Source organism: Allobosea sp. FW305-C-101, from assembly GCF_058783685.1.
This window is the reverse complement of the sequence record NZ_JBYSYT010000001.1, coordinates 1,001,823-1,025,056: the sequence shown is the minus strand read 5'-3', so window position 1 is coordinate 1,025,056 and position 23,234 is coordinate 1,001,823. Positions and strand designations below refer to the sequence as shown.

Sequence of the window (23,234 nt, the reverse complement as noted above, 5' to 3'; positions counted from 1 at the left end):
TCGTCAGCACGGCCTCCTTTATTGGCAGCCCCCCGCGCTGTCAAGGCAGGTGGATAATGTCTAACGCATTGGAATATTTATAAATTCTGGCAAAGTGCGACAATCTTGCCGCATTGCGGGACCGAATGTGGCATTTTTTCAGCGGGCCGCGGCCGCTCACGGCCACGTTTTTGGGGATGACCGGAGCGCTCGAGGCCTGCTTATCCGGCGTCTCGGATGCGCTCGGCCGTCGCCATGTCGACCGACACCATCTGGCTGACCCCGCGTTCGGCCATGGTCACGCCGAAGAGGCGTTCCATCCGGGCCATCGTGATCGGGTTGTGCGTGATCAGGATGAAGCGCGTCTCGGTATTGCGGGCCATGTCGACGAGCAGGTCGCAGTAGCGCTCGACATTGGCGTCGTCGAGCGGGGCGTCGACCTCGTCGAGCACGCAGATCGGGGAGGGATTCGTCAGGAAGACCGCGAAGATCAGCGCGGTCGCGGTCAGCGCCTGCTCGCCGCCGGAGAGCAGCGTCATCACCTGCGGCTTCTTGCCGGGCGGGCGGGCGAAGATTTCGAGGCCGGCATCGAGCGGGTCTTCCGAATCCACCAGCTTGAGTTCCGCCTCGCCACCGCCGAAGAGCACGCCGAACAACCGTTGGAAATGGCCGTTGACGACGTCGAAAGCAGCGATGAGCCGCTCGCGCCCCTCGCGATTGAGCGCGCCGATCGCCTGTCGCAGACGGCGGATCGCCTCGGTCAGGTCGTCGCGCTCGCTGGAGAGGCCTTCGCGCTTGGCCTTCACCTCGGTCAATTCGTCCTCGGCACGCAGATTGACGGCGCCGAGCCGCTCGCGCTCGCCCTTGAGGTTAGCGAGCCGCCGCTCGATCGCTTCCGGCTCGGGCAGCGCATCGCCGGATTTGATTCCAGCGATCGCCTGCAGGCCGTCGAGCCCGGTTTCGAGGCCGTCCTCGATCTGCCGGATGATGTCACCGACTCGCTGGCGAGCGGCTTCCAGCCTTGCTTCTGCCGAGGCGCGGCGCTCGCGGGCACTCGACAAACCCTCTAGAGCGATGCGCGCCTGCCGGTCGGCTTCGGCCAGCGCGGTCTCGCCTGAAGCCAGCTTGTCGGCGGCATCCCGGCGCGCAGCTTCCGCCTGCTCGATCTCCGCGACGAGGCGCCGCCGCTCGGTGAGGAACGTGTCCGGCGCTTCTAAGAGTGTCTTCTGCTCGGCGCCGGCGGCTACGATTCGGCGTCGCGTCTCCTCGGCGCTCTGGAGGCTCGCAGCCGTGCGCTGTTTCCACGCCTTGATGTCGGCGGCGATGGCCTCGCGGCGACGGGCGCGCAGGTCGGCCTCCCGCGCCAGTGTCTGAAGTCGGGCGCGCGCATCGGAAGCGGCGGCCCGGGCCTCGCCCAGCAGCACACGGGCCTTGAGCAGGGTATTTTCCAGTTCGGCGGAAGCGGGCAGGGCGGAAAGCCCTGTCTCCTGCGCTGTGACTTGCTGCGAAGCTTCCGACACGGCTTGGCCGAGGCGCTTGACCGCTTCAGCGAGCGTCGAGCGCTTGACCAGCGTTTCGGCCGCCTTGCGCTCGGCAACGGTCAACTGCTCGCGGGCCTGGTCGACGCCGCGCCGCGCTTGCTTGGCAGCCTCGATCGCGGCGCTTTCGGTCTGCGCGGCCTGTCTCGCCTCGGCGCTCACGGCTTCCAGAGCCCGGCGCGCAGCCTCAGCCGCCTCCCGGGCCGCTTTCGCCTCGCGTTCGAGATCGGCAAGGCGATTCTTCTCGGAGAGCCGCCGCGCGGCAGGCGAGGGGGCGTCGGCCGCGCTGGTGAAACCGTCCCAGCGCCAGAGATCACCCGCTTGCGACACGAGGATCTGACCCTGTTTCAGGGAGCGCCGCAGAGCCTCGCCCTCGTCAGAGGTGACGACGCCGATCTGCGCCAGCCGCCGCCGGAGCGCTGCCGGCGCCTTGACATGGGCAAGCAGCGGTTGGGCGCCCGCAGGCAGGGCGGGGTCGCTCTCGCCTTCGCCGGTATCGTCCCAATGGGCAGGGGCGGTCGCCTCGGTCGACGCGTCGAGATCGTCGCCGAGCGCGGCGCCGAGCGCGACCTCGTAACCCTTGGCGACGCTGACGGCTTCGAGCACCGCCGGCCAGCGATCACCCGCAGCCGGGGCGAGCAGCTTGCGCAGCGTGCCGATCTCGGTGTCGAGGCGCTGCGCCCGGCGGTCGGCCTCGGCGAGAGGGCCGCGCTGCCCGGCTTCCCGCTCGCGCGCCGAAGCGACGGCATTACGCGCGGTGATGACGTCGGCGTCGGTGGCCTTCAGTGCCTTCTCGGCGGCGGCCAGCGCTTCGCGTAGCCGGTCGAGCAAAGTTTTGGCATCGGATGCGTCGAGGGTTTCGAGCTCGCGGCGCAGCTTGTCGCGTTCGGCTCCGGCGCGATCCTGCCGATCGCGCGCCTCGCGCAGTGAGCGCTCCAGGGCGCCGCGCCGTGCGGCGAGATCGGATAAAGCGGCCTGCGCAGTGGCTTGCTCGGCCTCCGCCGCAGCGAGTGCCGCTTCCGCCCCGCGCTGCGCCGCCGCTGCGGCCTCCGCGCCTGACCCGGCGCCGTCGCCTTCGCGAGCGAGCGCTTCGTCCTCCTCCGCCAGTCGGGCGAGGCTCTCGGTCGCGTCGCGGCCGATCGTCTCCTGACGCGACAGGTCGGCCTGCAATTCGGCGAGGCGCTTGCCGAGTTCCTCGGCGCGCTGGCGGGCTCGCCTGTTCTCGGCTTCGAGTTCGTCCAGCCCGCGCTTCAGGCGGACCAGCGCGGCAGCGGCTGTCGCCTCACCCTCGCGCAGTGCCGGCAATTCATGGGCGGCGATCGCCTGCCTCTTAGCGGCCTCGGCTTGAAGTCCGGTCTGATCGGCGACGCCGCGCACGGCTTCTTCCAGCACATGCGCGGCCTGGGCCTCCTGGGCGCGGGCATCGTGCAGGGCGATGACGGCGAGAATCGCCTCGGCCCGGCGGATATCGGAGGCGAGGCTGCGATAGCGCCCGGCCTGCCTTGCCTGACGCAGGAGGGCGTCGATCTGCCCGTCGATCTCGCCGAGCACGTCTTCCAGCCGGGTCAGGTTGTCTTCGGCGCCGCGCAGGCGCAGTTCGGCCTCGTGGCGACGGCTGTGCAGGCCGGCGATGCCGGCGGCATCTTCCAGGATGCGCCGGCGCGATTGCGGCTTGGCCGAGATGATCTCGCTGATCTGCCCCTGCCGGACGAGGGCCGGCGAGCGCGCGCCGGTCGCCGCATCGGCGAAGAGGAGCTGCACGTCCTTGGCCCGCACCTCCTTGCCGTTGATGCGATAGGTTGAGCCCTCCTCGCGCTCGATCCGGCGCGTGACCTCCAGCACATCGGTTTCGTTGAAGGCGGCCGGCGCCTTGCGGTCGCTATTGTCGAGGGTGAGCGAGACCTCGGCCATGTTGCGGGCCGGGCGCTCGTTGGAGCCGCCGAAGATGACGTCGTCCATCCCCGAGCCGCGCATGTTCTTGAACGAGCTTTCGCCCATCACCCAGCGCAGGGCTTCGACGAGATTGGACTTGCCGCAGCCATTGGGGCCGACGACGCCGGTCAGCCCCGGCTCGATCGGGAACTCCGTCGGCTCGACGAAGGTCTTGAAGCCGGCGAGCTTGAGGCGCGTCAGCTGCATCGGCGCGCCAGCTTTCTTCCTTCTCTCCTCGGGGGAGAAGGTGGCCCGGCGGAGCCGGGTCGGATGAGGGAAGGGCAGGGCAGCGCGAGCCTGCCCTCATCCGTCTGCTTCGCAGACACCTTCTCCCCCGAGGGGAGAAGGGAATGCGCAGCGCACGCCGCCTCAATTGCCGAGGAGCGGCTCCAGGATCTTGTCGAATTCGGCGATCGTGAGCGCACCGGAACGCTTCTGCCCGTTGATGAAAAAGGTCGGCGTCGAATCCACGCCAGCCTTGGCCCCGCCATCCTTCACCACCGTGACGGCGTCATAGATATCCTGGCGTTTCAAGCAGGCTTCGAACGATTCCTGTGTGAAACCGGCCTGCTTCACCAGCGCGGAGAGCGCATCGACCGGCTTGTCGGTGAAGGCCCAGTTGCGCTGCTGCGCGAAGAGCAGGTCCGTCATCGGGTAATATTTGTCGTTGCCGTTGCAGCGGGCCAGCATGAAGCCGGCGGTGGCCAGCGGATCGAGCGGGAACTCGCGCAGGTTGAAGCGCACCTTGCCGGTATCGATGTACTTCTTCTTCAGCTCCGGCCAGGTCGCCGCGTGGAAGGTTGCACAATGCGAGCAGGTCAGCGACGCATACTCGACGATGCTGACCTTGGCGTCGGCGGAGCCGAGCCATACGTCGCCCAGCGGGCCGGCATCGGGCAGCTTGGTCTGGGCCCGCGCGGCGGTGCCGCCGGCGAGCGCGGCAGCGGCGATGCCGGCTGCGCCGGTCAGGAGCTGTCGCCTGTTCGTCATCGTGAGATATCCTCGGAAAGGTCGAAATCGGTTGGAGCTATAGAGGCCATCGCGATTGTGGCAAGAGCGCATCATGCCGCGCACCGCTCCGCTCACGAAGCCGTGTCATCGCCTTGCGTTTTCGCGCGCAATGCCACGGCCCGGCCGAGCTTCGCCAGCGCCTCGCGCAGACCCTCGTCGGCGACGCCCGAAACCTGCGCCTCGACGCGCGCCACCGTCTCGCTGTCGAGCTTCTGCACCGGCTTGGCAACGACCGGCGCCGCGACCGGCCCCTGCTTCAGCACGAGCTTGCCGACGGCCCGCCAGCCCAGATGCGTGTTGACGCGCTCGACCAGGAGCGGTCCGAGATGCTGCATCTCCAGCGCGAAGGCGCTCTCGACCCGCACCACCATCGTTGCCGGCTCGGACGCCTCGCCCGGCGCCGGCCGGCGGCGCGGCCAATCGATCTTGAGCGGTCGCGAACGCGCCGCCAGCCGCTCGCCGACGATCTCCGGCCAGAGCGAGACGATGGCGCGCCCCGCGAAACCCTGCGCGGCGAGCGCGGGCGCGATGCAGTCGTCGATCAGCTCTGCGAGAGGTTTGGCGGACATGGCTGCATTGTGGGGGCGCGGCCGGCTGCCCGCAAGTTGCTTGCCGCCGCTGGCGGTGGGTTGGCGAAGCTCTATACAGAGGATCGTTTCAGAGGCTTGAAGGACAGCGGGAACTGCGATGGCACCGTTTTACGTCGTCACAGATTGCGAATTCGACGGGCCGACCCCCGGTGCAAACTCGATGCTCTCGTTCGGCTCCGTCGCCGTCTCGGCCAGCGGCAGCATTCTCGGTGAATTCGAGGCTGTTCTGGAGCCACTGGACGGCGCAGGCCGCGATCCCGGCACCATGGCTTTCTGGCAGAGGCACCCGGAAGCCTGGGCCGCTGCCACCAGCAACGCCGAACCCGCAGCCACTGTCATCGGTCGTTTCGTCGAGTGGGTGAGGTCATTCGGTGGCAAGCCGATCTTTGCCGCGCATCCGGTCAGCCTCGATGGGCCATGGTTCGATTTTTATCTGCGGCGATTTATCGGGCGCCCGCTGCTGGAAGGCCCATGGGTCTCCGATCGCCTGTTTTCTCATGCGCCTCTGTGTCTGATGTCCATGGTCGCGGGCAGCACGGGGCGGGGGCATTGGGAATGCGATGTCGGGAATTATCCCACCGAATGGCTCGGCGATGTCGAGCACACGCATCGCGCGATCGATGATGCGCGTGGCTATGCAAACCTCCTGAGCTTCGTCATCCGGAATGGACGCGTAGCGCACGGACGTTAGGACGGTGCTCGGCGATCCCCGCCCTTCCGCATCGCCGGCCTCTCGGGCTACATCGGCCTCATGAAACCAGAGGCCCGCGCCGCCGACCTTCTCGCCTGGTACGACCGTCATCGCCGGGCGCTGCCCTGGCGTGCGAGCGCGGGCGAGCGGCCCGACCCCTATCGCGTCTGGGCCTCTGAGATCATGCTGCAGCAGACAACCGTCACGGCCGTGAAGCCCTATTACGAGCGCTTCATGACCCGCTTCCCGACGGTGAAGGCTCTCGCCGAGGCGCCGTCCGAGGATGTCATGCAGGCCTGGGCCGGGCTCGGCTATTATTCCCGCGCCCGCAATCTCCACGCCTGCGCCAAGGCGGTGATGGAGGGCCATCGCGGCCGCTTTCCCGATACGGAGGAGGGCCTGCGCGCTCTGCCGGGCATCGGCGCCTATACGGCCGGTGCGGTTGCCGCGATCGCCTTCGACCGGCCGGCGGCGGCGGTCGACGGCAATGTCGAGCGCGTCATGAGCCGGCTCTTCGCCATCGAGGATGAATTGCCCGGCGCCCGGCCCCTGATTCGCGAGAAGGCGCTGGCGCTGCTGCCGCACGGCCGGCCGGGTGATTTCGCTCAGGCGTTGATGGATCTCGGTGCCACCATCTGCACGCCGCGCAATCCGGCCTGCGGCCTCTGCCCCTGGCGCGAGCCATGCCGGGCGCGGCTTGCCGGAACGCAGGAGAGCTTTCCGCGCAAGGCGAAGAAGAAGGCCGGCGTCACGCGCTATGGCGCGGCCTTCGTGCTCACCCGGCAGGATGGCGCCATCCTGCTCCGCACCCGGCCGGCCAAGGGCCTGCTCGGCGGCATGGCCGAGGTGCCGACCAGCGAATGGCGGGCCGATTACGAACTCGACGGCGCGGCGCAGGATGCGCCCTTGCCGTTAAGCTGGACGCAGGTGGCGGAGCCGGTGCGCCATGTCTTCACGCATTTTCCGCTGGAGCTGACCGTGTTCACCGGCAGCGTGTCCGAGCGCACGCAGGCCCCGGCAGGCATGCGCTTCACGCCGTTGGCGAAGCTATCCGGCGAGCCGCTGCCGAGCCTGATGCTGAAGGTGGTCGAGCGCGCCGGGCTCTACAATTCGAAGACGCGATAGGTCATCGTCGGCAATTCGACGGACCATTTGAAATAGCCCTTCGAATAAACCTTGCCGCGGTTCGGCGGCCAGGGGTCGTGAATGCGCAGCGTCGTGCCGGTGCCGTCCGGGTTGCCGTCGCCGCGCATGCCGACGATGACGATCATATGGCCGGGGCTGCCGCGTCCGGCTGTGTATTCGTCGACGCGCCAGAGCATGTCGAACATCAACGGCCCGCGCGACACTGCCTGCCGGAGCTGCTCGACCGACCAGGATTGCGGCGCATTGCAGCGCAGGCCGTGGACGCGGCCATAGCGCTGGCCGGTGACGATCGCCTGGTCGCTTTCGGAGGAGTTCAGCAAACCGCCATCGGAGGCGATCATGTCCGGCGGCGTCTTGGCGATGATGATCGGCACGGTCGATTTCTTCATCATCGCCGTCGATGTCGCCCAACAGGTCGTGTTGGTCGGCTGCGCGATGAAAGGGACCTTGTGCAGGATCGGCGCGAAGGCCTCGGTATCGTAGAGGCAGGACTGGGTCGCCGGGCCCGCCTGGCCATCCTCGACCAGCCAGTTCTTGCGCTGGAAGGCGAGGACCGCATTGTGGGTGAGGGTGCCGAACTGCCCGTCGGGCACGAGCTTGGGTATCGGTTTGAGCTTGGCGTTCAGCGCTTCCTGGAGCGCCTTGACCTCGGGGCCACGGGAGCCGTTCTTGAGGATCGTCGCCATGCTGCCGCCCTCTATGTCATACGGGCGAGCATGCGCTCGCGGGCGGCGGGCGCGCATCCTCTGAACGAATGACGGGAGGGCCGGGCGCTTGCGCCCGGCGGCTCAGGCCGCGGCCATCTGCGCCCGGATCTCGCCACGCAGGGTGTCGAGGACGGTCAGCCCGCCTTCGCGCTCGACATGCCAGAAGGTCCAGCCGTTGCAGGCGGGCAGGCCCTGCGCCAGCGCGCCGACCTTGTGGATCGAACCGACCGCAGGGCCGAGCAGCAGCGTGCCGTCGGCGCGCACGGTGGCCTTGTAGCGGCGCTTCTCGTCATGGACGGTCTCGCCGGCCTTCACCAGCCCGGCCTCGACCAGGCTGAGGAACGGCACGCGCGGCTCGCTGCGCTTTGAGGGCGCGGTCGAGAAGGCTTCCGGCGCCAGCGGCGTCACCGCTTCAATGCGTTCGCGCGCCGCCTTGGCATAGACCGGATCACGCTCGAGCCCAATGAAGCGGCGGCCCAGCGCCTTGGCGACGGCGCCGGTCGTGCCCGTGCCGAAGAACGGGTCGAGGATCACGTCGCCGGGATTCGAGGCCGAGAGCAGCACGCGGGCGAGCAGGGCTTCCGGCTTCTGCGTCGGGTGCACCTTGGCGCCGTTTTCGTCCTTCAGGCGTTCGTCGCCGGTGCAGAGCGGCAGATACCAGTCCGAGCGCATCTGCAGGTCGTCATTGCCGCCCTTTAGCGCTTCGTAATGGAAGGTGTATTTGGAACTCTCGCCCCGCGCCGCCCAGATCAGCGTCTCATGCGCATTGGTGAAGCGCCGGCCGCGGAAATTCGGCATCGGATTGGCCTTGCGCCAGACGATGTCGTTCAGCATCCAGAAGCCGAGATCCTGCAGCGTCGCGCCGACGCGGAAGATGTTGTGATAGCTGCCGATCACCCACAGCGCCCCGTCCGGCTTCAGGATGCGCCGCGCGGCCGACAGCCAGTCGCGGGTGAAGCGGTCGTAATCGGAGAAGGAGGCGAACTTGTCCCAGTCGTCGTCGACGGCATCGACGAGGCTGTCGTCGGGCCGGCGCAGATCGCCGCCGAGCTGGAGATTATAGGGAGGATCGGCGAAGATCAGGTCGACGCTCGCCGGTGGCAGGGCGTTCATCGCGGCGATGCAATCGCCGACGAGGACCTGATCCAGCGGCAGCTCCCGAGGGATGCCGATTTGTTCGGGAAGGCTCTTGGCCTTCATCCGAGCCCCCAGTGCAGGCCGTCCGGTACGCGAAACCTGAATCCGGACGGGAGCACTGGCGGTCCCGGTACGCGAGATACCCATGACGCCAAGACCGTTACGCAACTTCAACGAGGGCGATATTGGTCAGACAGGGTAAAGGTCGGGTTTCCGCTTTGAAAAAAATGCGTGTCATTCTGGGGCTGCAGCTTTTGCCTAGCCCATTGTGAATCAAGGGAAATTCGTAAACGGCGGTTAACGTCTGAGCCTGCCGTTACGGCAGGTTGGCGGGGCGGTCGGCTTCCCTTTCGGCCAGAGCTGGCCGTCATGCTACGGCGTGCCCCGAGCATCTCTGGCACCGAGGCTCCGGGGCCTCTTCCTGGCGGAGATTCCCGGGTCTGCGCTGCGCTCCGCCCGAGAATGACGCGTGAACAAATGCGCCGGCTACCGGAACCAGACGCCTTTCACCGGCGCGAAGGAATAGCGGTGCTCGGGGCAGGGGCCGTGCGCGAGGATCGCCTTGCGATGCTGCGGCGTGCCATAGCCGACATGGCCGGAGAAGCCATAGGCCGGATAGCGCTGCGAGAGCCGCGCCATCATCCGGTCGCGCATCACCTTGGCGACGATCGAGGCCGCCGCGATCGAGGCGACCTGCCCGTCGCCTTGGATGATCGCCTCGCAGGAGCAATCGAATTGCGGCGGGTCGTTGCCATCGACCAGCACATGCCGCGGCGCGAGCGGCAGCGCGGCCACGGCCCGGCGCATCGCGAGCAGCGTCGCTTGGCGGATATTGATGGCGTCGATCTCGACCGCCGTCACGCTGGCGACGGAAACGGCCAGCGCCCGCTCCATGATCTCCCCGAAGAGCTCCTCGCGAATCGCCGCCGGCAGCTTCTTCGAATCGTCGAGTCCGTGAGGCACCCGGGCGGGATCGAGGATCACGGCCGCCGCGACGACAGGCCCAGCCAGCGGGCCGCGCCCGACCTCGTCGATCCCGGCGAGCGGCCAAAAGCCGTTGGCGATGGCGGATGTCTCGCGGTGGAAATCGGCGGGCATGGCGGGGTTATGCAGCAGGCCGGGACGTTGGGCCAGAGCGGCGGGAGCGCGCTCCACCGCTATGCTCTTACCCGACCCAATAGATGCGGGAACCGCGGGAACCCCTCTCCTTACAGGAGAGGGGTTCCCGCGGTTGATTGATCTGCGGCAGCCATCTGGTGAAGGAGATTCTCGGGTCTGCGCTTCGCTGCGCCCGAGAATGACGGCTGACCCAGCGCCTCAAAACAAGCTCAGCTGCGCCTTCTCCTTCTCCGGCTTCACGAAGAGATCCGTCCGCAGCCGGCGCCGGGTTGTATTGAAGCCGATGCGCTCGGCCGCCATCTCGAAGCGCCGGCCGATCATCCAGGCATAGGGGCCGGAGCCGACCATGCGTTGGCCCCATTGCGAATCGTAGTCCTTGCCGCCGCGCGTCGAGCGGATCAGCGACATCACATGCCGGAGCTTGTCGGGATGATGCGTCAGCAGCCATTCCTGCACGATATCGCGGACCTCGAGCGGCAGCCTGAGCAGGACATAGCCGGCCTCCTGGGCGCCCGCCGCCTTGGCCGAATCGAGGATGCGCTCGATCTCATGCTCGTTGATCGCCGGGATGATCGGCGCGACCAGCACCGTGACCGGGATGCCAGCCTCCGAGAGCTTGCGGATCGTCTCCAGGCGTTTGGCGGGGGAGGCGGCGCGCGGTTCCATGCCGCGCGCGGTCTTGGGATCGAGCGTCGTCACCGAGAGCGCGACCTTGACCAGCCCCTTTTCCGCCATCGGCGCGAGGATATCGATGTCGCGCTGGACCAGCGCCGATTTCGTGACGATGCCGACGGGATGGTTGAACTTGGCCAGCACCTCCAGGATCTGCCGCATGATCCGGAGCTTCTTCTCGATCGGCTGATAGGCATCGGTATTGGTGCCGATCGCGATGGTGCGCGGCTGGTAGGAGGGCGATGAGAGCTCCTTCTCCAGCAGCGCCGCCGCATCCGGCTTGGCCGTCAGCTTGCTCTCGAAGTCGAGCCCGGGCGACAGGCCGAGATAGGCATGGCTCGGCCGGGCGAAGCAGTAGACGCAGCCATGCTCGCAGCCGCGATAGGGATTGATCGAACGGTCGAAGGAGATGTCCGGCGAGTCGTTGCGCGTGATGATGGTGCGCGCCTTCTCATAGGCGATCTCGGTCGAGAACGGCGGCAGCTCCTCCAGCGAGCCCCAGCCGTCATCCTCGGTGACGCGCTGCTCCGTCTCGTAGCGTCCGCCCGGATTGATCGTGGCGCCGCGCCCGCGCCGCCTGTCGGGATCGATGCGGTGGCCGGCATAGGCCATAGGGTCAGCCGGCGCGACGATCGGAGCGGAAACACTCGGCTCCCTGTCCGCCCGCCGCAGGGGCTGGGCTGCCGGGAAGGGCCGTGAGGTGGGTCTGGCCTGGGGCATGGTTTCGAACCGGGTCGCGCGCCGGGAATCGACGCATTCTGGTCTCACGTAGAGTGAACATATAGAGAACAAAAGGCAAGTGGCGGGATTGTGGCATGCTGCGTTGCGGCATAGGATTTCGCTCATGCTCACAGCCGTGATCCGCAGCGATGGTTCCCAGCAGGCGCTCGCAGCGACCCTTGCCGTCCTCATCCCGGCGGTGGCGGAGGGCTTTCTCGGCCATGCGGTGATCGTCGACACCATCGGTTCGCCCGAGACCGAGCGCGCCGCTGATGCGACGGGCGCCCGTTATCTGCGCGCGAGCAATGGCAGCGCTTGGCGCGATGGCGCGGCCGGTGCGCGGGGCGAGCGTATCGTCCTGTTCGATGCCGGCGACGTGCCGCAGGCCCATTGGGTGCAGGCCGTGGAGCGCCATCTGCTGGTCGCGGCGGCGAAGCCGGCCCTGATTCCGGCAAGCGGGATTGCCGCATCCCTGCGCGAGCGGCTGGCTTTCTCCTTGGGCGGGCGTGGCCTTGGGCCCGGCCTCGTCATGCTCCGCGCGGCGGCAGCGGCCGGCCGAATCGACCGGGCACCGCTGCGGTTGCCGGTCCTGCGGGAACGGGCCGGCTAAGCCGTTCGCACGCTCCTTAATGTCATCGGCTGGTCATGCTTCGGGCGCATGGCAGATCGCGTTTCGCATCGGAACTTGTGCAATGCAGCATAAGTTCATATGTTGACGGTTGCCCAAAGCACCTCCCTCAGACCTTCGAAAGGAGAGACCCATGCTTGACCGGCACGATTCCTGTTCAGCGTTTGAAGCCGAGCGCGAAGAGGACAAACGCGAGGAACAGCAAGAGGACGAGGATACGTTCTCGCCTCGCGTGCATCAGGAAGGATTCTGGAGCTGAAGGCTCCATGAAAACGAAGCGGAGGGCTGGATGCAGCCCTCCGCGCAGCATGTGAACGTCGCGGGCCCTGTTCGGGCCCGTTCTGTTTTGCGAGCTCGCCCGGTTACCACCGGTTGGAATGAGGACGGCGATAGCCGTAAGGCGGCAGGTTGCCGGGACGCCGCCGGTAGTTGGGATCCCGGTCGTAACCGCGATTGTCGTAGCCGCCGCCGTAGCCGCGCCCTCCGCTGCGGCCAAAGCGCCGCTGCTCTTCCATGTTCTGCTGGATGGTCATCATCCGCTCGCGCCTGGCGGCGCTGGCGGTGAAGGCTATCGGCTGTCCATCGAGCCGCCCGGCGGTCGCCGCCGGAAGCGCCTCGCTCACGGAGGATGCGGACGCAGCCGGCGCCATCATGGTTGCGCCGGCGGCAAGCAGCACCGCGGCGATCAGCAAACGGCACATGAGAGGTCTCCTGTAACTTATGCGGCAGGGCCCATCTCGACGAAAGATAGAGCGTGTGCCGCCCTAGACCGGGTTCCGGAACGTGTCGCAGCGCTGCATCGAGCCGGACTGGAAGCCGACATTGAACCATTTCGTGCGCTGGGCGGACGAGCCGTGCGTGAAGGAATCGGGCACGACCACGCCCTGCGAGGCCTGCTGCAGCTTGTCGTCGCCGATCGCCGCAGCCGAACGCAGCGCTTCCTCGATATCGCCCTGGTCGAGCCGGCCCATCGCCTGGATGTTATGAGCCCAGACCCCGGCGAAGCAGTCCGCCTGCAATTCGATCCTGACCGAGATCGCATTCGCGTCGCGCTCCGAGGAGCGCTCGCGCAGCTGGTTGGCCTTGGGCAGGATGCCGAGCAGGTTCTGGATGTGGTGGCCGACCTCGTGGCCGACGACATAGGCATAGGCGAAGTCGCCGCCGCCGCCGAGCTTGCGCTGCATCTCCTGGAAGAAGGAGGTGTCGAGATAGACCTTCTTGTCGGCCGGGCAATAGAACGGCCCCATTGCCGCCTGCGCCGTGCCGCAGCCCGAGCGGTCGACGCCCGAGAACAGCACGAGGCGCGGCGGCTGGTAGCGGATATTGGCCTGCTGCGGCAGGATCTTCGACCAGATATCCTCGTTCTGCGCCAGCACGGCCGAGACGAAACGGCCCATCTCGTCCTGCGGCGGGCCGGAGGAGCGGCGTGTCTCCTGCGTCTGCGGGCGCCCGCCGATGCCGCCGATCAGTTCGGCTCCGCCGATGAGCAGGCGCGGGTCGATGCCGAGCGCCCAGCCGAGCAGGCCCAGCACCACCATCGTGCCGATGCCGACGCCGCCGCGACCGCCGGGCATGCCGGCGAAACCGCCGCCGCTGCCGCGCCTGTCCTCGAGATTTTCGGACTGGCGGTAATCTTCCCACTGCATGAAGGCGTCCCCGACGAAGCGTCCCCGCAATCTCGCTGGGAGAGGCAGGGAACTCAAGTCGTCTTTGCAAGCTGCTCCTGAACGCCGGCTGACCGCGTCGGTTCCTGAGAGCCTCCATCGAGACCCCTCCGGGTCTTGTTGGAGGCTCTCAGTGGTAGCCGCTATCGGCCCGGACCTTGCCGCGGAAGGTCCAGTACACGAAGGCCGTGTAGAACAGGATCATCGGCAGCAGGAAGGCGACGCCGATCAGCACGAAGATATGGGAGGACGGCGCGGCGGCGGCATCCCAGATCGTGACCGAGGGCGGCACGAGATAGGGGAAGTTCGAGATCGACAGCCCGAGGAAGCAGAGCAGGAAGATCGCGATGGTGAAGGCGAAGGGCGTGAATTCATGCGCGCCGTGGAGCCGCTTCCAGGCCATGTAGCCGCAGAACGCCGTCAGCACCGGGAAGGGCCAGAGCAGGGCGAGATTGCCCGGCGTGAACCAGCGCTCGGCAATGCGCGGATGGGCGAGCGGCGTCCACAGCGAAACCAGCGCGGCGAAGCCCATCAGCGCGAGCAGCAGCGTCCTGGCCTGTCGGCGCGCCCGCTCCGCGACCGGGCCTTCGGTCTTGAAGATCAGCCAGGTCGCGCCGAGCAGGGCATAGCCCACCACGACGCCGATGCCGCACATCACGGTGAAGGGAGTCAGCCAGTCGAACGGGCCCCCCGCGAACTGGCCGTTCGCGACCGTGATGCCTTGGATCAGCCCGCCAAGGATGAGCCCCTGCGAGAAGGCGGCGACGGTGGAGCCGAGCCAGAACGCGAGGTCCCAGCGGTGGTGATGCGGCTTGGCGACCCAGCGGAACTCGAAGGCGACACCACGGAAGATCAGCGCCAGCAGCATCAGGATCACCGGGATGTAGAAGGCCGGCATGATGATGGCATAGGCCTGCGGGAAGGCGACCCAGAGCCCGCCGCCGCCCAGTACCAGCCAGGTCTCGTTGCCGTCCCAGAACGGCGCGACCGAATTCATCATCTGGTCGCGCTCGCCCTCGTCCTTCGTCGTCGGGAACAGGATGGCGATGCCGAGGTCGAAGCCATCGAGCACCACATATAGCATCACGGCGGTGCCGATCAGACCGGCCCAGATCACGGGGAGATACCATTCCATGGGTCGTCTCCTCAGATCGCGGGCTGGATCTTGTCATCGCCGGGCTTGCCGTCGCCGAAGATCGCGGCGGCCTCCCCCTGCGCCGCCTTGAGCGGGCGCTGCGATGGCTGCTCGGGCGCATCCTCGCCGGATATCTCGTCCGGCCCCTTGTCGATCAGGCGGTTGATCAGCAGGATTCCGGCCGTGAAGACGACGGAGTAGACGCAGACGAACAGCGCAAGCGAGATCGCGACCTGCAGCGTCGTGACCGGTGAGATCGCGTCTGCGGAGCGGATGATGCCTGTCGCCAGCCAGGGCTGGCGCCCGACCTCGGTCACGAACCAGCCGGAGAGGATGGCGATGAAACCGGCCGGCCAGGTGTATTGCGCGAGCCAGAGCCAGCGCCGCGATTCGAAGACGGTGCCCTTGCGCCAGAGCCAGGCGCCGACCCAACCGAACAGGATCATCAGCACGCCGATCCCGACCATCGCCCGGAAGGCAAAGAAGGGGATGAGCACGGGCGGCCGGTCCTCGATCTTGAAGTCCTTCAGGCTCGGGAACAGTGCGTTCATGCTGCCGTGGGTGACGAGGCTGGCGACGCCGGGGATCGAGATCTCGAAGCGATTGAGCTCGGCCTTCTCGTCCGGCCAGGCGAAGAGCACGAGCGCGCCGGGCTTCGACGAATCCCAGTGAGCCTCGATCGCGGCGAGCTTGGCCGGCTGGTAGGTCGCGGTATCGCGGCCATGGAAGTCGCCGATCACCGCCTGCAGCGGCGCGGTGAGCGCGATCATCAGGATCGCCATCCGCACCATCGTCTTGGCCGATTCGGTGCGGTGCCCGGCGAGCAGGTGGCGCGCCCCGGTCGCGAGCACGACAAAGGCGGTCGTGAGATAGGCGGCCGTCATCATATGGGCGAAGCGTAAGGGGAAGGTCGGGTTGAAGACGATCTTCATCCAGTCGACGGGATAGGCGATGCCGTCGCGTACTTCGTGCCCGGCCGGATACTGCATCCAGCTATTGGCCGAGAGGATCCAGAAGCCGGAGAGCGCCGTGCCGCCCGCGACGATGACGGCGGAGAGAAAGTGCAGCCAGGGCGGCACGCGCTTCCAGCCGAACAGCATCACGCCGAGGAAGGAGGCCTCGAGGAAGAAGGCCGAAAGCACCTCGTAGCCGATCAGAGGCCCGATGACGTTGCCGACCGCCGTCGAGAACCGGCTCCAGTTGGTGCCGAACTGGTAGGACAGCACGATGCCGGAAACCACGCCCATCGCGAAGGAGACCGCGAAGATCTTGGTCCAGAAGCGCGCGAGCAGATGGAATTTCGCATCGCCCGTCTTCAGCCACAGCCCGAGCAGCGTCGCGATATAGGCCGAAAGCCCGATCGTGAAGGCGGGAAAGACGATGTGGAAGGAAACCGTGAAGGCGAACTGGATGCGTGAGAGCAGAAATGCATCGATGACCATCGCAGAACTCCGTCGGCCACGCCATCAAGGCGCTGGGGAACGCCCGCTTGGGCGCTTCTGGATGTGATCTAATGTAACTCTGCCTTGCGCCGCCCCTGCGCGCAACGTCGCTGCGTCAATTCTTCCCGTCGAGCGCCGCCTTCAGCGCGCGCAGGTCGCGCCAGGCGAGGCGCTTGTCGAGCGGGCGCCGAAGCAGATAGGCCGGGTGCAGCGTCGCGATCGCCCGGATGCGTCGCGCGCCGGTGTCGTATTCCACCCATTTTCCGCGCGAGCGCAGGATGCCGGTGAACCCGAGCAGACCTTGCGCCGAGGGGCCGCCGACGCAGACCAGGATATCGGGGTCGGCAAGCTCGATCTGGCGCTGGATGAAGGGCAGGCAGATCGCGACCTCCTGCGGCGTCGGCGTGCGGTTGCCCGGCGGCCTCCAGGGCAGCATGTTGGCGATATAGACGTCGTCTTTCCGGCTCAGCCCGATCGCTGCCAGCATGCGATCGAGCAACTGGCCGGAGCGTCCGACGAAGGGCAGGCCGATCCGGTCCTCATCGGCGCCGGGTGCCTCGCCAACCATCATCACGCGGCCTTCCGGATTGCCGTCGGCGAAGACCAGGTTCTTGGCGGTGGCCTTCAGCGCGCAGCCTTCGAACCCGGCGAGCGCGGTCTTCAGCTCGTCGAGCGTGCGGGCCTCTCGCGCCAATGCCTTCGCGCTGACCGTCGCGTCGTCCGGAGCCGTCGCAGCCGCTGCCATAGGCCGCACCGGAGCCGCAGGCCGGCCGGGCAGGGGGCGCAGGCGCGGCTGGCCGTTGCCGCCGGCGGGAACCGGATCGGCGAAATGGTTGCGCGGTGTCTCGTCGAGCGCCTCGGTCACGCCCATCTCGGCGTACCAGCTCAGCAACTCATAGGGATCGGGCGCGTCGGGGCCGACTGCATCGGACAGGCTCATAGGGGTATCCTATACCCTGCAAGGCCGCTTCGCGAGCCGACGCAGTTGCAAAATGGAACGCACGCTTGGATAGAGGGGTTCCAGACTGGACGAAAGCCGGCATTGAACGACCCGGCGAAATAGTTCATATATAAACTATCAAGCGGCGCGGTTGCTGAGGCGGAGGGCAGGATGGATCTCAAGGAAGCGCAGAGCGAACCGCGCGAGAGCATGGACTATGACGTCGTCATCGTCGGCGCGGGTCCTGCTGGCCTGGCCGCCGCGATCCGGCTGAAGCAGCTCGACGAGAACCTTACCGTCGTCGTGGTCGAGAAGGGCGCCGAGGTCGGCGCCCATATCCTCTCCGGCGCGGTCATCGATCCGATCGGCCTCGACAAGCTGGTGCCGGACTGGCGCGAGGATCCCGATCGCCCCCTGACCACCGAGGTCAAGGAAGACATCTTCTATTTCCTGACGCAGCCGAACGGCATCCGCCTGCCGAATTTCGGCATGCCCTCGCTGATGAACAACCACGGCAATTTCGTCGGCTCGCTCGGGCTGGTCGCGAAGTTCCTGGGCGCGCGGGCCGAGGCGCTCGGCGTCGAGATCTATCCGGGCTTCGCCGCTGCCGAACTGCTCTTCAACGAGGATGGCTCGGTCGCCGGCATCGCCACCGGCGACATGGGCATCGCCAAGGACGGCACGGTCTCCGAGCGCTTCACCCGCGGCATGGAACTGCGCGGCCGCTACACGCTGCTGGGCGAGGGCGCGCGCGGCTCGCTCTCGAAGATCGCGATCAGGAAGTTTGCCCTCGACGAGGGCCGCGAGCCCCAGAAATACGGCATCGGCCTGAAGGAGCTCTGGCAGGTGAAGCCGGAGAAGTTCCACAAGGGCCGCGTCCAGCACTCCTTCGGCTGGCCGCTCGACAACAAGACCGGCGGCGGCTCGTTCCTCTACCATTTCGACGATAATCTCGTCTCCGTCGGCTTCGTCGTGCATCTGAACTACCAGAACCCGACGCTCTCGCCCTTCGACGAGTTCCAGCGCTTCAAGACCCATCCGCTGATCCGCGACACCTTCGAGGGCGCCAAGCGCATCGCCTATGGCTCCCGCGCCATCACCGAGGGCGGCTTCCAGTCGGTGCCGAAGCTGACCTTCCCGGGCGGTGCGCTGATCGGCTGCGCGGCCGGCTTCGTCAACGTTCCCCGCATCAAGGGTAGCCACAACGCCATTCTGTCGGGCATGCTCGCAGCGGAGAAGCTGGTGCCGGCATTGCAGGCCGGGCGCCAGCATGACGAGGTCGTCGAGATCGAGACGAGCTGGCGCGACAGCGCTATCGGCAAGGACCTGAAGCGCGTCCGCAACGTCAAGCCGCTCTGGTCCAAGTTCGGCACCTTCCTCGGCATCGGGCTCGGCGGCATCGACATGTGGCTGAACCAGCTCTTCGGCTGGTCGCCTTTCGGCACGCTCAAGCACGGCAAGCCGGATTTCGCGACGCTGAAGCCGCTCGCCGAGGTCACGCCGATCACCTATCCGAAGCCGGACGGCAAGATCTCCTTCGACAAGCTGTCCTCGGTCTTCCTGTCCTCGACCAATCACGAGGAAGACCAGCCGGCGCATCTCAAGCTGACCGACCCGTCGGTTCCGATCTCGCAGAACCTGCCGCTCTATGGTGAGCCGGCGCGGCTCTATTGCCCGGCGGGCGTCTACGAGGTCGTCTACGAAAATGCGGAGACGAAGACCAATCCGCGCTTCGTGATCAACGCGCAGAACTGCGTCCACTGCAAGACCTGCGACATCAAGGACCCCGCCCAGAACATCACCTGGACGGTGCCGGAAGGTGGCGGCGGCCCCGGCTACGCGAATATGTGATCGCCGCGATTTACTTGCCTGACGAATCAAAAAGGGCGCGCCTGCCGGCGCGCCCTTTGTCGTTAAAACCGGTCTGATCAGCCCTTGCGGACGATCGGAGCAACCGGCTTGGTCTCTTCCTTGGCGCAGCCGGCGACGAAGCCGCCGAGAAGCGCGACGGCGGCAACGCTCAGAATGATCTTCTTCATTGGAATAGTCCCAGTGGAATCGCTGCGGGAACCGCAAGCGAGCCGAATATAGACACGATATCCTTTGCGGATGATTGCCGTTTTCTTGTGCCGGCCGCTTCGTCACCGGGATTCCACCAGGTGTTGCGCAGCTGCTACGAAACCGCCGCATTCATGGGGAGGCCGGCTTGCCCGCCCGCCCGGAAACCGCCATCTTGGCGGCCTACGCGAAGCGATCACGGTCCGCTTGAAGAGTGCGCCCCGAGATGGTGAGGCTGCGGGCCGAGGGAGAATGGCAGTCGTGACATTATTGAAGAAGGTTCGTGCCTCCGGCACGGCTGCTGCGTTGTCGCTGTTGATGTTCCTGCCAGCCGTGGCCGCCGCCCAGGGCGCGACCCAGTCGCGCTCGGCTGATTCGCTTGAGCCGGGTGATAGTCTGGAGGGTAACTACCTCGCGGCCATCGTCGCCGGCGCCTCGCGCGATCTCGGCGCGGCCTCCGTCTATCTGCGCGAGGCGATCAAGGAAGATCCGCAGAACAACGATCTGACCGAGCGCGCCTTCGTCGCCTTCCTGGCCGACGGTGCCATGCAGGACGCCTTCCGGGCTGCCGACAAGCTGATCCAGCAGGACCCGAGCAACGGCCTCGCCCAGCTCGTCATCGGCATCCGCTCGATCAAGCAGAAGAGCTACCAGACCGCGCGCAACCATCTCCAGCGCGGGGGCAGGGGCCGCGCGGCCGACATCACCGCGACCCTGCTCTCGGCCTGGTCCTATCTCGGCTCGAACAATCCCAAGCGCGCCATCGAGACGCTGGAGCGCCTGAAGGGCGAGCCTTCCTACAATCTTTTCCGCGACTACCATGCCGGCCTGATCCTCGACGCCGCCGGCCGCCGGGCCGATGCCGAGAAGCGCCTGAAATCGGCCTATGACGCCGAGAAGACCACGCTCCGCCTCGTCGATCTCTGGGCGCGCTTCCAGGCCCGCAACGGCGACTTCAACGGCGCAGCCGAGACCTATGCCGGCTTCGACCGCCTGCTGCCGAACCATCCGATCATCCGCGAGGGCATGGAGCTGGTCGGCAAGAAGGAGCAGCCGCCGCGCCAGATCTCCACGCCGCAGCAGGGCGCGGCCGAGGTGCTCTACGGCCTCGCCAGCGCCGGCAATCGCCAGGGCGACGAAGCTGCCGCGCTGCTCTACCTGCGCATGGCGATCTATCTCGATCCCGGCCACGACCTCGCCATCCTGACGCTCGGCGACATCCTCGAGCGCGCGCGCCAGCCGGAAGATGCCGTCGCCGTCTACGACAAGATGCCGGCGACCTCTCCGCTGCGCCCGAATGCCGAAATCCAGGCCGGTCTGGCGCTGGAGAATCTCGGCAAGCCCGACGAGGCGGTGAAGCATCTCGACAAGGTCATCGCGGAGCGTCCTGACGATGTCGACGCGCTCTCGGCGCTCGGCAACATCTATCGCTCGCGCAAGCAGTTCGCCGAGGCCGCGGCGGCCTATGACAAGGCAATCTCGAAGCTCGCTTCGCCGGGCCGGGCCAACTGGGACTTGTTCTATTTCCGCGGCATCGCCCGCGAGCGCATCAATCGCTGGCCCGAAGCCGAGGCCGATCTTCGCAAGGCGCTGGAACTCCTGCCCGATCCGCTCGGTCGTGAGCGCGCGCTGGTGCTGAACTATCTTGGCTATTCGCTGGTCGACAAGCATCTCAAGCTCGACGAGGCGCTCGACATGCTGCGCCGCGCCGTCGAATTGCGTCCGCGCGACGGCTACATCATCGATTCGCTCGGCTGGGCCTATTACCGGCTCGGCCGCTACGAGGATGCCGCGCGCGAGATCGAGCGCGCCTCGGAGCTGCGCCCCTCCGACCCGGTCATCAACGACCATCTCGGCGACGTCTACTGGCGCACCGGCCGCCAGCTCGAGGCGAAGTTCCAGTGGAACCACGCCCGCGATCTCAAGCCCGAGCCCGAGGACCTGGAGAAGATCCTGCGCAAGATCGATCGCGGTCTTGAGGAGCCTTCGGCCAATGCGACCGAAGCCCCGAAGAAGGATGGCGGCTGACGCGCTCGCGTCGCTGGCCTGAAGCCGTGGCCCTGCCGCTGACCACGCGCGCCCGCGCCAAGGTCAATCTCGACCTGCGCGTGCTCGGCCGGCGTGCCGACGGCTATCACGAGCTTGAAAGCCTCGTCGCCTTCGCAGGCGTGGGCGATACGCTCTCGCTCGATCCGGGCGCGCCGCTATCTCTCACGCTCGCCGGCCCCCGCTCCGAAGGGTTGGCGGTCGATGACGGCAACCTCGTGCTGCGGGCGGCCCGTGCGCTCGCTGCCGCGCGCCCGGGCCTGAGTCTCGGGCGCTTCCATCTCGTGAAAAGATTGCCGGTCGCGTCCGGTATCGGCGGTGGCTCGGCCGATGCGGCTGCGGCGCTGCGTCTTCTCGCGCGGTTGAACGGCATTGCTGCGAGCGATCCGGTCCTGCGGCAGGTCGCCGCCGGCGTCGGCGCCGATGTCCCCGTCTGCCTCGATTCGCGGGCGCGATTGATGGCCGGTATTGGCGAAAAGCTGGGTCCGGTGCTCAGCCTGCCGCGGCTCTTCGCAGTTCTGGTCAATCCGGGCGTGGGGGTCGAGACGGTCGCGGTGTTCCGGGCGCTCGGGCTCAAGGCCGGTGAAGTGGCTGCCGAAGCGCGTAGGATCAACCTTGCAGCGCCGGCATCGGCCAGCGAGCTTCTTAGGCACCTGACAGCAATGACCAACGATCTCGCCTCGCCAGCGCAACGCATCGCGCCGGTGATCGGCGAGGTTCTCGAACGGCTCGCGGCGCTGCCGGGTTGCCGGCTCGCGCGCATGTCGGGCTCCGGCGCGACCTGCTACGCGCTGTTCGACGATTGCATGGCCAGCGCCGCTGCGGCGAAGGCTTTGCAGCGCGAGCGGCCGGATTGGTGGATCAAGCCGACGCTGCTGAACTGACGGCCGGTGGGCTGCTCAATGCGCCCGCGCGACGCAGAAATCGACGGCGGCGTTGAGCGCCTGCTTCATCGGAGAGGCTGGGAACAGGCCGAGCGCATCCTTCGCCATCCGCGCATAATGCTCGGCCCGGGCGATGGTGTCGTCGAGCGCCTTGTGCCGGCGCATGATGCCTTGAGCCTCTTCAAGGTCGCCGTCGCGAATTTCGCCGTCCTGCAGCGTACGCTTCCAGAAGGCGCGCTCGGCCTCGTCGCCGCGCCGGAACGAGAGCACGACGGGCAGGGTGATCTTGCCCTCGCGGAAATCGTCGCCGGTGTTCTTGCCGAGCTTGGCGGCAACGCCGCCATAGTCGAGCGCGTCGTCGATGAGCTGGAAGGCGATGCCGAGATTGAGGCCGTAGCTGCGGCAGGCGGCGGCATCGGCCTTCGAGGAATTGGCGATCACCGGCCCGACCTCGCAGGCGGCGGCGAAGAGCTCGGCCGTCTTGCCGCGGATCACCGAGAGGTATTCGTCCTCGGTCGTCTCCGTGTTCTTGGCGACCGAAAGCTGCAGCACCTCGCCCTCGGCGATCACGGAGGCGGCCGTCGACAGGATGTCGAGCGCGCGCAGCGAGCCGACCTCGACCATCATCTTGAAGGCCTGGCCAAGCAGGAAATCGCCGACCAAAACGCTCGCCTCGTTGCCCCAGAGCATGCGGGCCGCGAGCTTGCCACGGCGCATGTCGCTCTCGTCGACGACGTCGTCATGCAGCAGCGTGGCGGTGTGCATGAACTCGACGGAGGCCGCGAGCTTGACGTGGCCTTCGCCCTGATAGCCGCAGAGATCGGCCATCGCGAGCGTCAGCATCGGCCGCAGCCGCTTGCCGCCAGACGAGATCAGGTGATTGGCGACCTCCGGGATCATCGTCACGTCGGAGCCGGTGCGCGACAGGATCATCGCATTGACCCGCGCCATGTCATCGCGCGTCAGCCCGACCAGCGGCTCGATGCTGGCCTGGTTCGATTCCCGTTCCTCGAGGGAGACGACGACACCCACTGAACGCACTCCAAGTCGGATACTCGCGCCGGACGGCGCGCGCTTGCCATGCCACAACCGTCGCATGGGACGCCAGCCCCTGCAAACCGGCGCGACGCCGCACCTTTGCGTGAGCGAGGGCTGAAAGTGCCGGGCTCTTGCGCAGGGCGGGGTGCTTGGGCTC

General features: G+C 67.1%; 20 protein-coding genes. 7 read left to right on the top strand and 13 right to left on the bottom strand.

All coding sequences use genetic code 11. From position 1 onward, the window contains the following. Positions 1 to 200: 200 nt before the first annotated feature. From smc to AC3WMA_RS04845, 3 genes are all read right to left on the bottom strand, one after another. Entirely contained in the window at positions 201 to 3,656 is a 3,456-nt protein-coding gene (gene smc / locus AC3WMA_RS04855) for a chromosome segregation protein SMC (RefSeq protein WP_492284248.1), read from the bottom strand. A 162-nt stretch (positions 3,657 to 3,818) separates the two neighbouring features. Then, complete coding sequence (locus AC3WMA_RS04850; RefSeq protein WP_492284247.1) at positions 3,819 to 4,439, bottom strand: DsbA family protein; 621 nt, start codon at positions 4,437 to 4,439, stop codon at positions 3,819 to 3,821. Between the two features lie 92 nt (positions 4,440 to 4,531). Continuing rightward, positions 4,532 to 5,029: a DUF721 domain-containing protein gene (locus AC3WMA_RS04845; RefSeq protein ID WP_492284246.1), complete on the bottom strand. Its 498-nt coding sequence runs from the start codon at positions 5,027 to 5,029 to the stop codon at positions 4,532 to 4,534. A gap of 118 nt (positions 5,030 to 5,147) precedes the next feature. Here AC3WMA_RS04845 and AC3WMA_RS04840 point away from each other — a divergent pair, with 118 nt between their 5' ends. Then, entirely contained in the window at positions 5,148 to 5,741 is a 594-nt protein-coding gene (locus AC3WMA_RS04840) for a DNA polymerase III subunit epsilon (RefSeq protein ID WP_492284245.1), read from the top strand. 60 nt (positions 5,742 to 5,801) lie between these two features. Then, the gene (gene mutY / locus AC3WMA_RS04835) at positions 5,802 to 6,866 is read left to right on the top strand and encodes an A/G-specific adenine glycosylase (RefSeq protein ID WP_492284244.1); all 1,065 of its coding nucleotides are present in this window, start codon (positions 5,802 to 5,804) and stop codon (positions 6,864 to 6,866) included. Here mutY and AC3WMA_RS04830 read toward each other — a convergent pair. The 4 genes from AC3WMA_RS04830 to AC3WMA_RS04815 form a co-directional block, all read right to left on the bottom strand. Continuing rightward, on the bottom strand, positions 6,845 to 7,573 hold the full coding sequence (locus AC3WMA_RS04830) for a papain-like cysteine protease family protein (RefSeq protein ID WP_492284243.1): 729 nt from the start codon (positions 7,571 to 7,573) through the stop codon (positions 6,845 to 6,847). The two genes, mutY and AC3WMA_RS04830, sit on opposite strands and share 22 nt — an antisense overlap. Before the next feature lie 102 nt (positions 7,574 to 7,675). Continuing rightward, positions 7,676 to 8,878, bottom strand: coding sequence for a site-specific DNA-methyltransferase (locus tag AC3WMA_RS04825; RefSeq protein WP_492284242.1), 1,203 nt, complete (start codon positions 8,876 to 8,878; stop codon positions 7,676 to 7,678). A 339-nt stretch (positions 8,879 to 9,217) separates the two neighbouring features. Further along, positions 9,218 to 9,829 carry a ribonuclease HII gene (gene rnhB / locus AC3WMA_RS04820; RefSeq protein WP_492284748.1) on the bottom strand — a complete coding sequence of 204 codons (612 nt, stop codon included), beginning with the start codon at positions 9,827 to 9,829 and terminating at the stop codon, positions 9,218 to 9,220. 219 nt (positions 9,830 to 10,048) lie between these two features. Continuing rightward, on the bottom strand, positions 10,049 to 11,134 hold the full coding sequence (locus tag AC3WMA_RS04815) for a PA0069 family radical SAM protein (RefSeq protein ID WP_492284241.1): 1,086 nt from the start codon (positions 11,132 to 11,134) through the stop codon (positions 10,049 to 10,051). 232 nt (positions 11,135 to 11,366) lie between these two features. Here AC3WMA_RS04815 and AC3WMA_RS04810 point away from each other — a divergent pair, with 232 nt between their 5' ends. Further along, entirely contained in the window at positions 11,367 to 11,852 is a 486-nt protein-coding gene (locus tag AC3WMA_RS04810; protein ID WP_492284240.1) for a hypothetical protein, read from the top strand. 151 nt (positions 11,853 to 12,003) lie between these two features. Next, positions 12,004 to 12,129 (top strand): hypothetical protein, encoded by a 126-nt coding sequence (locus AC3WMA_RS04805; protein ID WP_257732482.1) that lies wholly within the window; start codon positions 12,004 to 12,006, stop codon positions 12,127 to 12,129. A gap of 103 nt (positions 12,130 to 12,232) precedes the next feature. Here AC3WMA_RS04805 and AC3WMA_RS04800 read toward each other — a convergent pair whose 3' ends face one another. The 5 genes from AC3WMA_RS04800 to AC3WMA_RS04780 all read right to left on the bottom strand — a co-directional run bounded on the left by AC3WMA_RS04800 (position 12,233) and on the right by AC3WMA_RS04780 (position 17,051). Next, positions 12,233 to 12,571 (bottom strand): hypothetical protein, encoded by a 339-nt coding sequence (locus AC3WMA_RS04800; RefSeq protein WP_492284239.1) that lies wholly within the window; start codon positions 12,569 to 12,571, stop codon positions 12,233 to 12,235. A gap of 63 nt (positions 12,572 to 12,634) precedes the next feature. Beyond that, a complete protein-coding gene (ypfJ, locus tag AC3WMA_RS04795) occupies positions 12,635 to 13,516 on the bottom strand; it encodes a KPN_02809 family neutral zinc metallopeptidase (RefSeq protein ID WP_492284238.1) in 882 nt (293 codons plus the stop codon). A gap of 148 nt (positions 13,517 to 13,664) precedes the next feature. Then, on the bottom strand, positions 13,665 to 14,669 hold the full coding sequence (gene cydB, locus AC3WMA_RS04790; RefSeq protein ID WP_492284237.1) for a cytochrome d ubiquinol oxidase subunit II: 1,005 nt from the start codon (positions 14,667 to 14,669) through the stop codon (positions 13,665 to 13,667). An 11-nt stretch (positions 14,670 to 14,680) separates the two neighbouring features. Further along, positions 14,681 to 16,111 carry a cytochrome ubiquinol oxidase subunit I gene (locus AC3WMA_RS04785; protein WP_492284236.1) on the bottom strand — a complete coding sequence of 477 codons (1,431 nt, stop codon included), beginning with the start codon at positions 16,109 to 16,111 and terminating at the stop codon, positions 14,681 to 14,683. Positions 16,112 to 16,226: 115 nt separating this feature from the next. After that, positions 16,227 to 17,051, bottom strand: a complete 825-nt coding sequence (locus AC3WMA_RS04780; protein ID WP_492284235.1) for a uracil-DNA glycosylase — start codon at positions 17,049 to 17,051, stop codon at positions 16,227 to 16,229. 171 nt (positions 17,052 to 17,222) lie between these two features. On the opposite strand from AC3WMA_RS04780, the gene AC3WMA_RS04775 reads away from it, so the two are divergent. The 3 genes from AC3WMA_RS04775 to AC3WMA_RS04765 all read left to right on the top strand — a co-directional run bounded on the left by AC3WMA_RS04775 (position 17,223) and on the right by AC3WMA_RS04765 (position 22,039). Then, the gene (locus tag AC3WMA_RS04775) at positions 17,223 to 18,902 is read left to right on the top strand and encodes an electron transfer flavoprotein-ubiquinone oxidoreductase (RefSeq protein WP_492284234.1); all 1,680 of its coding nucleotides are present in this window, start codon (positions 17,223 to 17,225) and stop codon (positions 18,900 to 18,902) included. Positions 18,903 to 19,370: 468 nt separating this feature from the next. Beyond that, positions 19,371 to 21,137, top strand: coding sequence for a tetratricopeptide repeat protein (locus AC3WMA_RS04770; protein ID WP_492284233.1), 1,767 nt, complete (start codon positions 19,371 to 19,373; stop codon positions 21,135 to 21,137). 26 nt (positions 21,138 to 21,163) lie between these two features. Then, positions 21,164 to 22,039 carry a 4-(cytidine 5'-diphospho)-2-C-methyl-D-erythritol kinase gene (locus tag AC3WMA_RS04765; RefSeq protein ID WP_492284232.1) on the top strand — a complete coding sequence of 292 codons (876 nt, stop codon included), beginning with the start codon at positions 21,164 to 21,166 and terminating at the stop codon, positions 22,037 to 22,039. Between the two features lie 15 nt (positions 22,040 to 22,054). On the opposite strand, the gene AC3WMA_RS04760 is transcribed toward AC3WMA_RS04765, so the two are convergent. Continuing rightward, complete coding sequence (locus AC3WMA_RS04760) at positions 22,055 to 22,990, bottom strand: polyprenyl synthetase family protein (RefSeq protein WP_492284747.1); 936 nt, start codon at positions 22,988 to 22,990, stop codon at positions 22,055 to 22,057. Between the last annotated feature and the right edge of the window lie 244 nt (positions 22,991 to 23,234).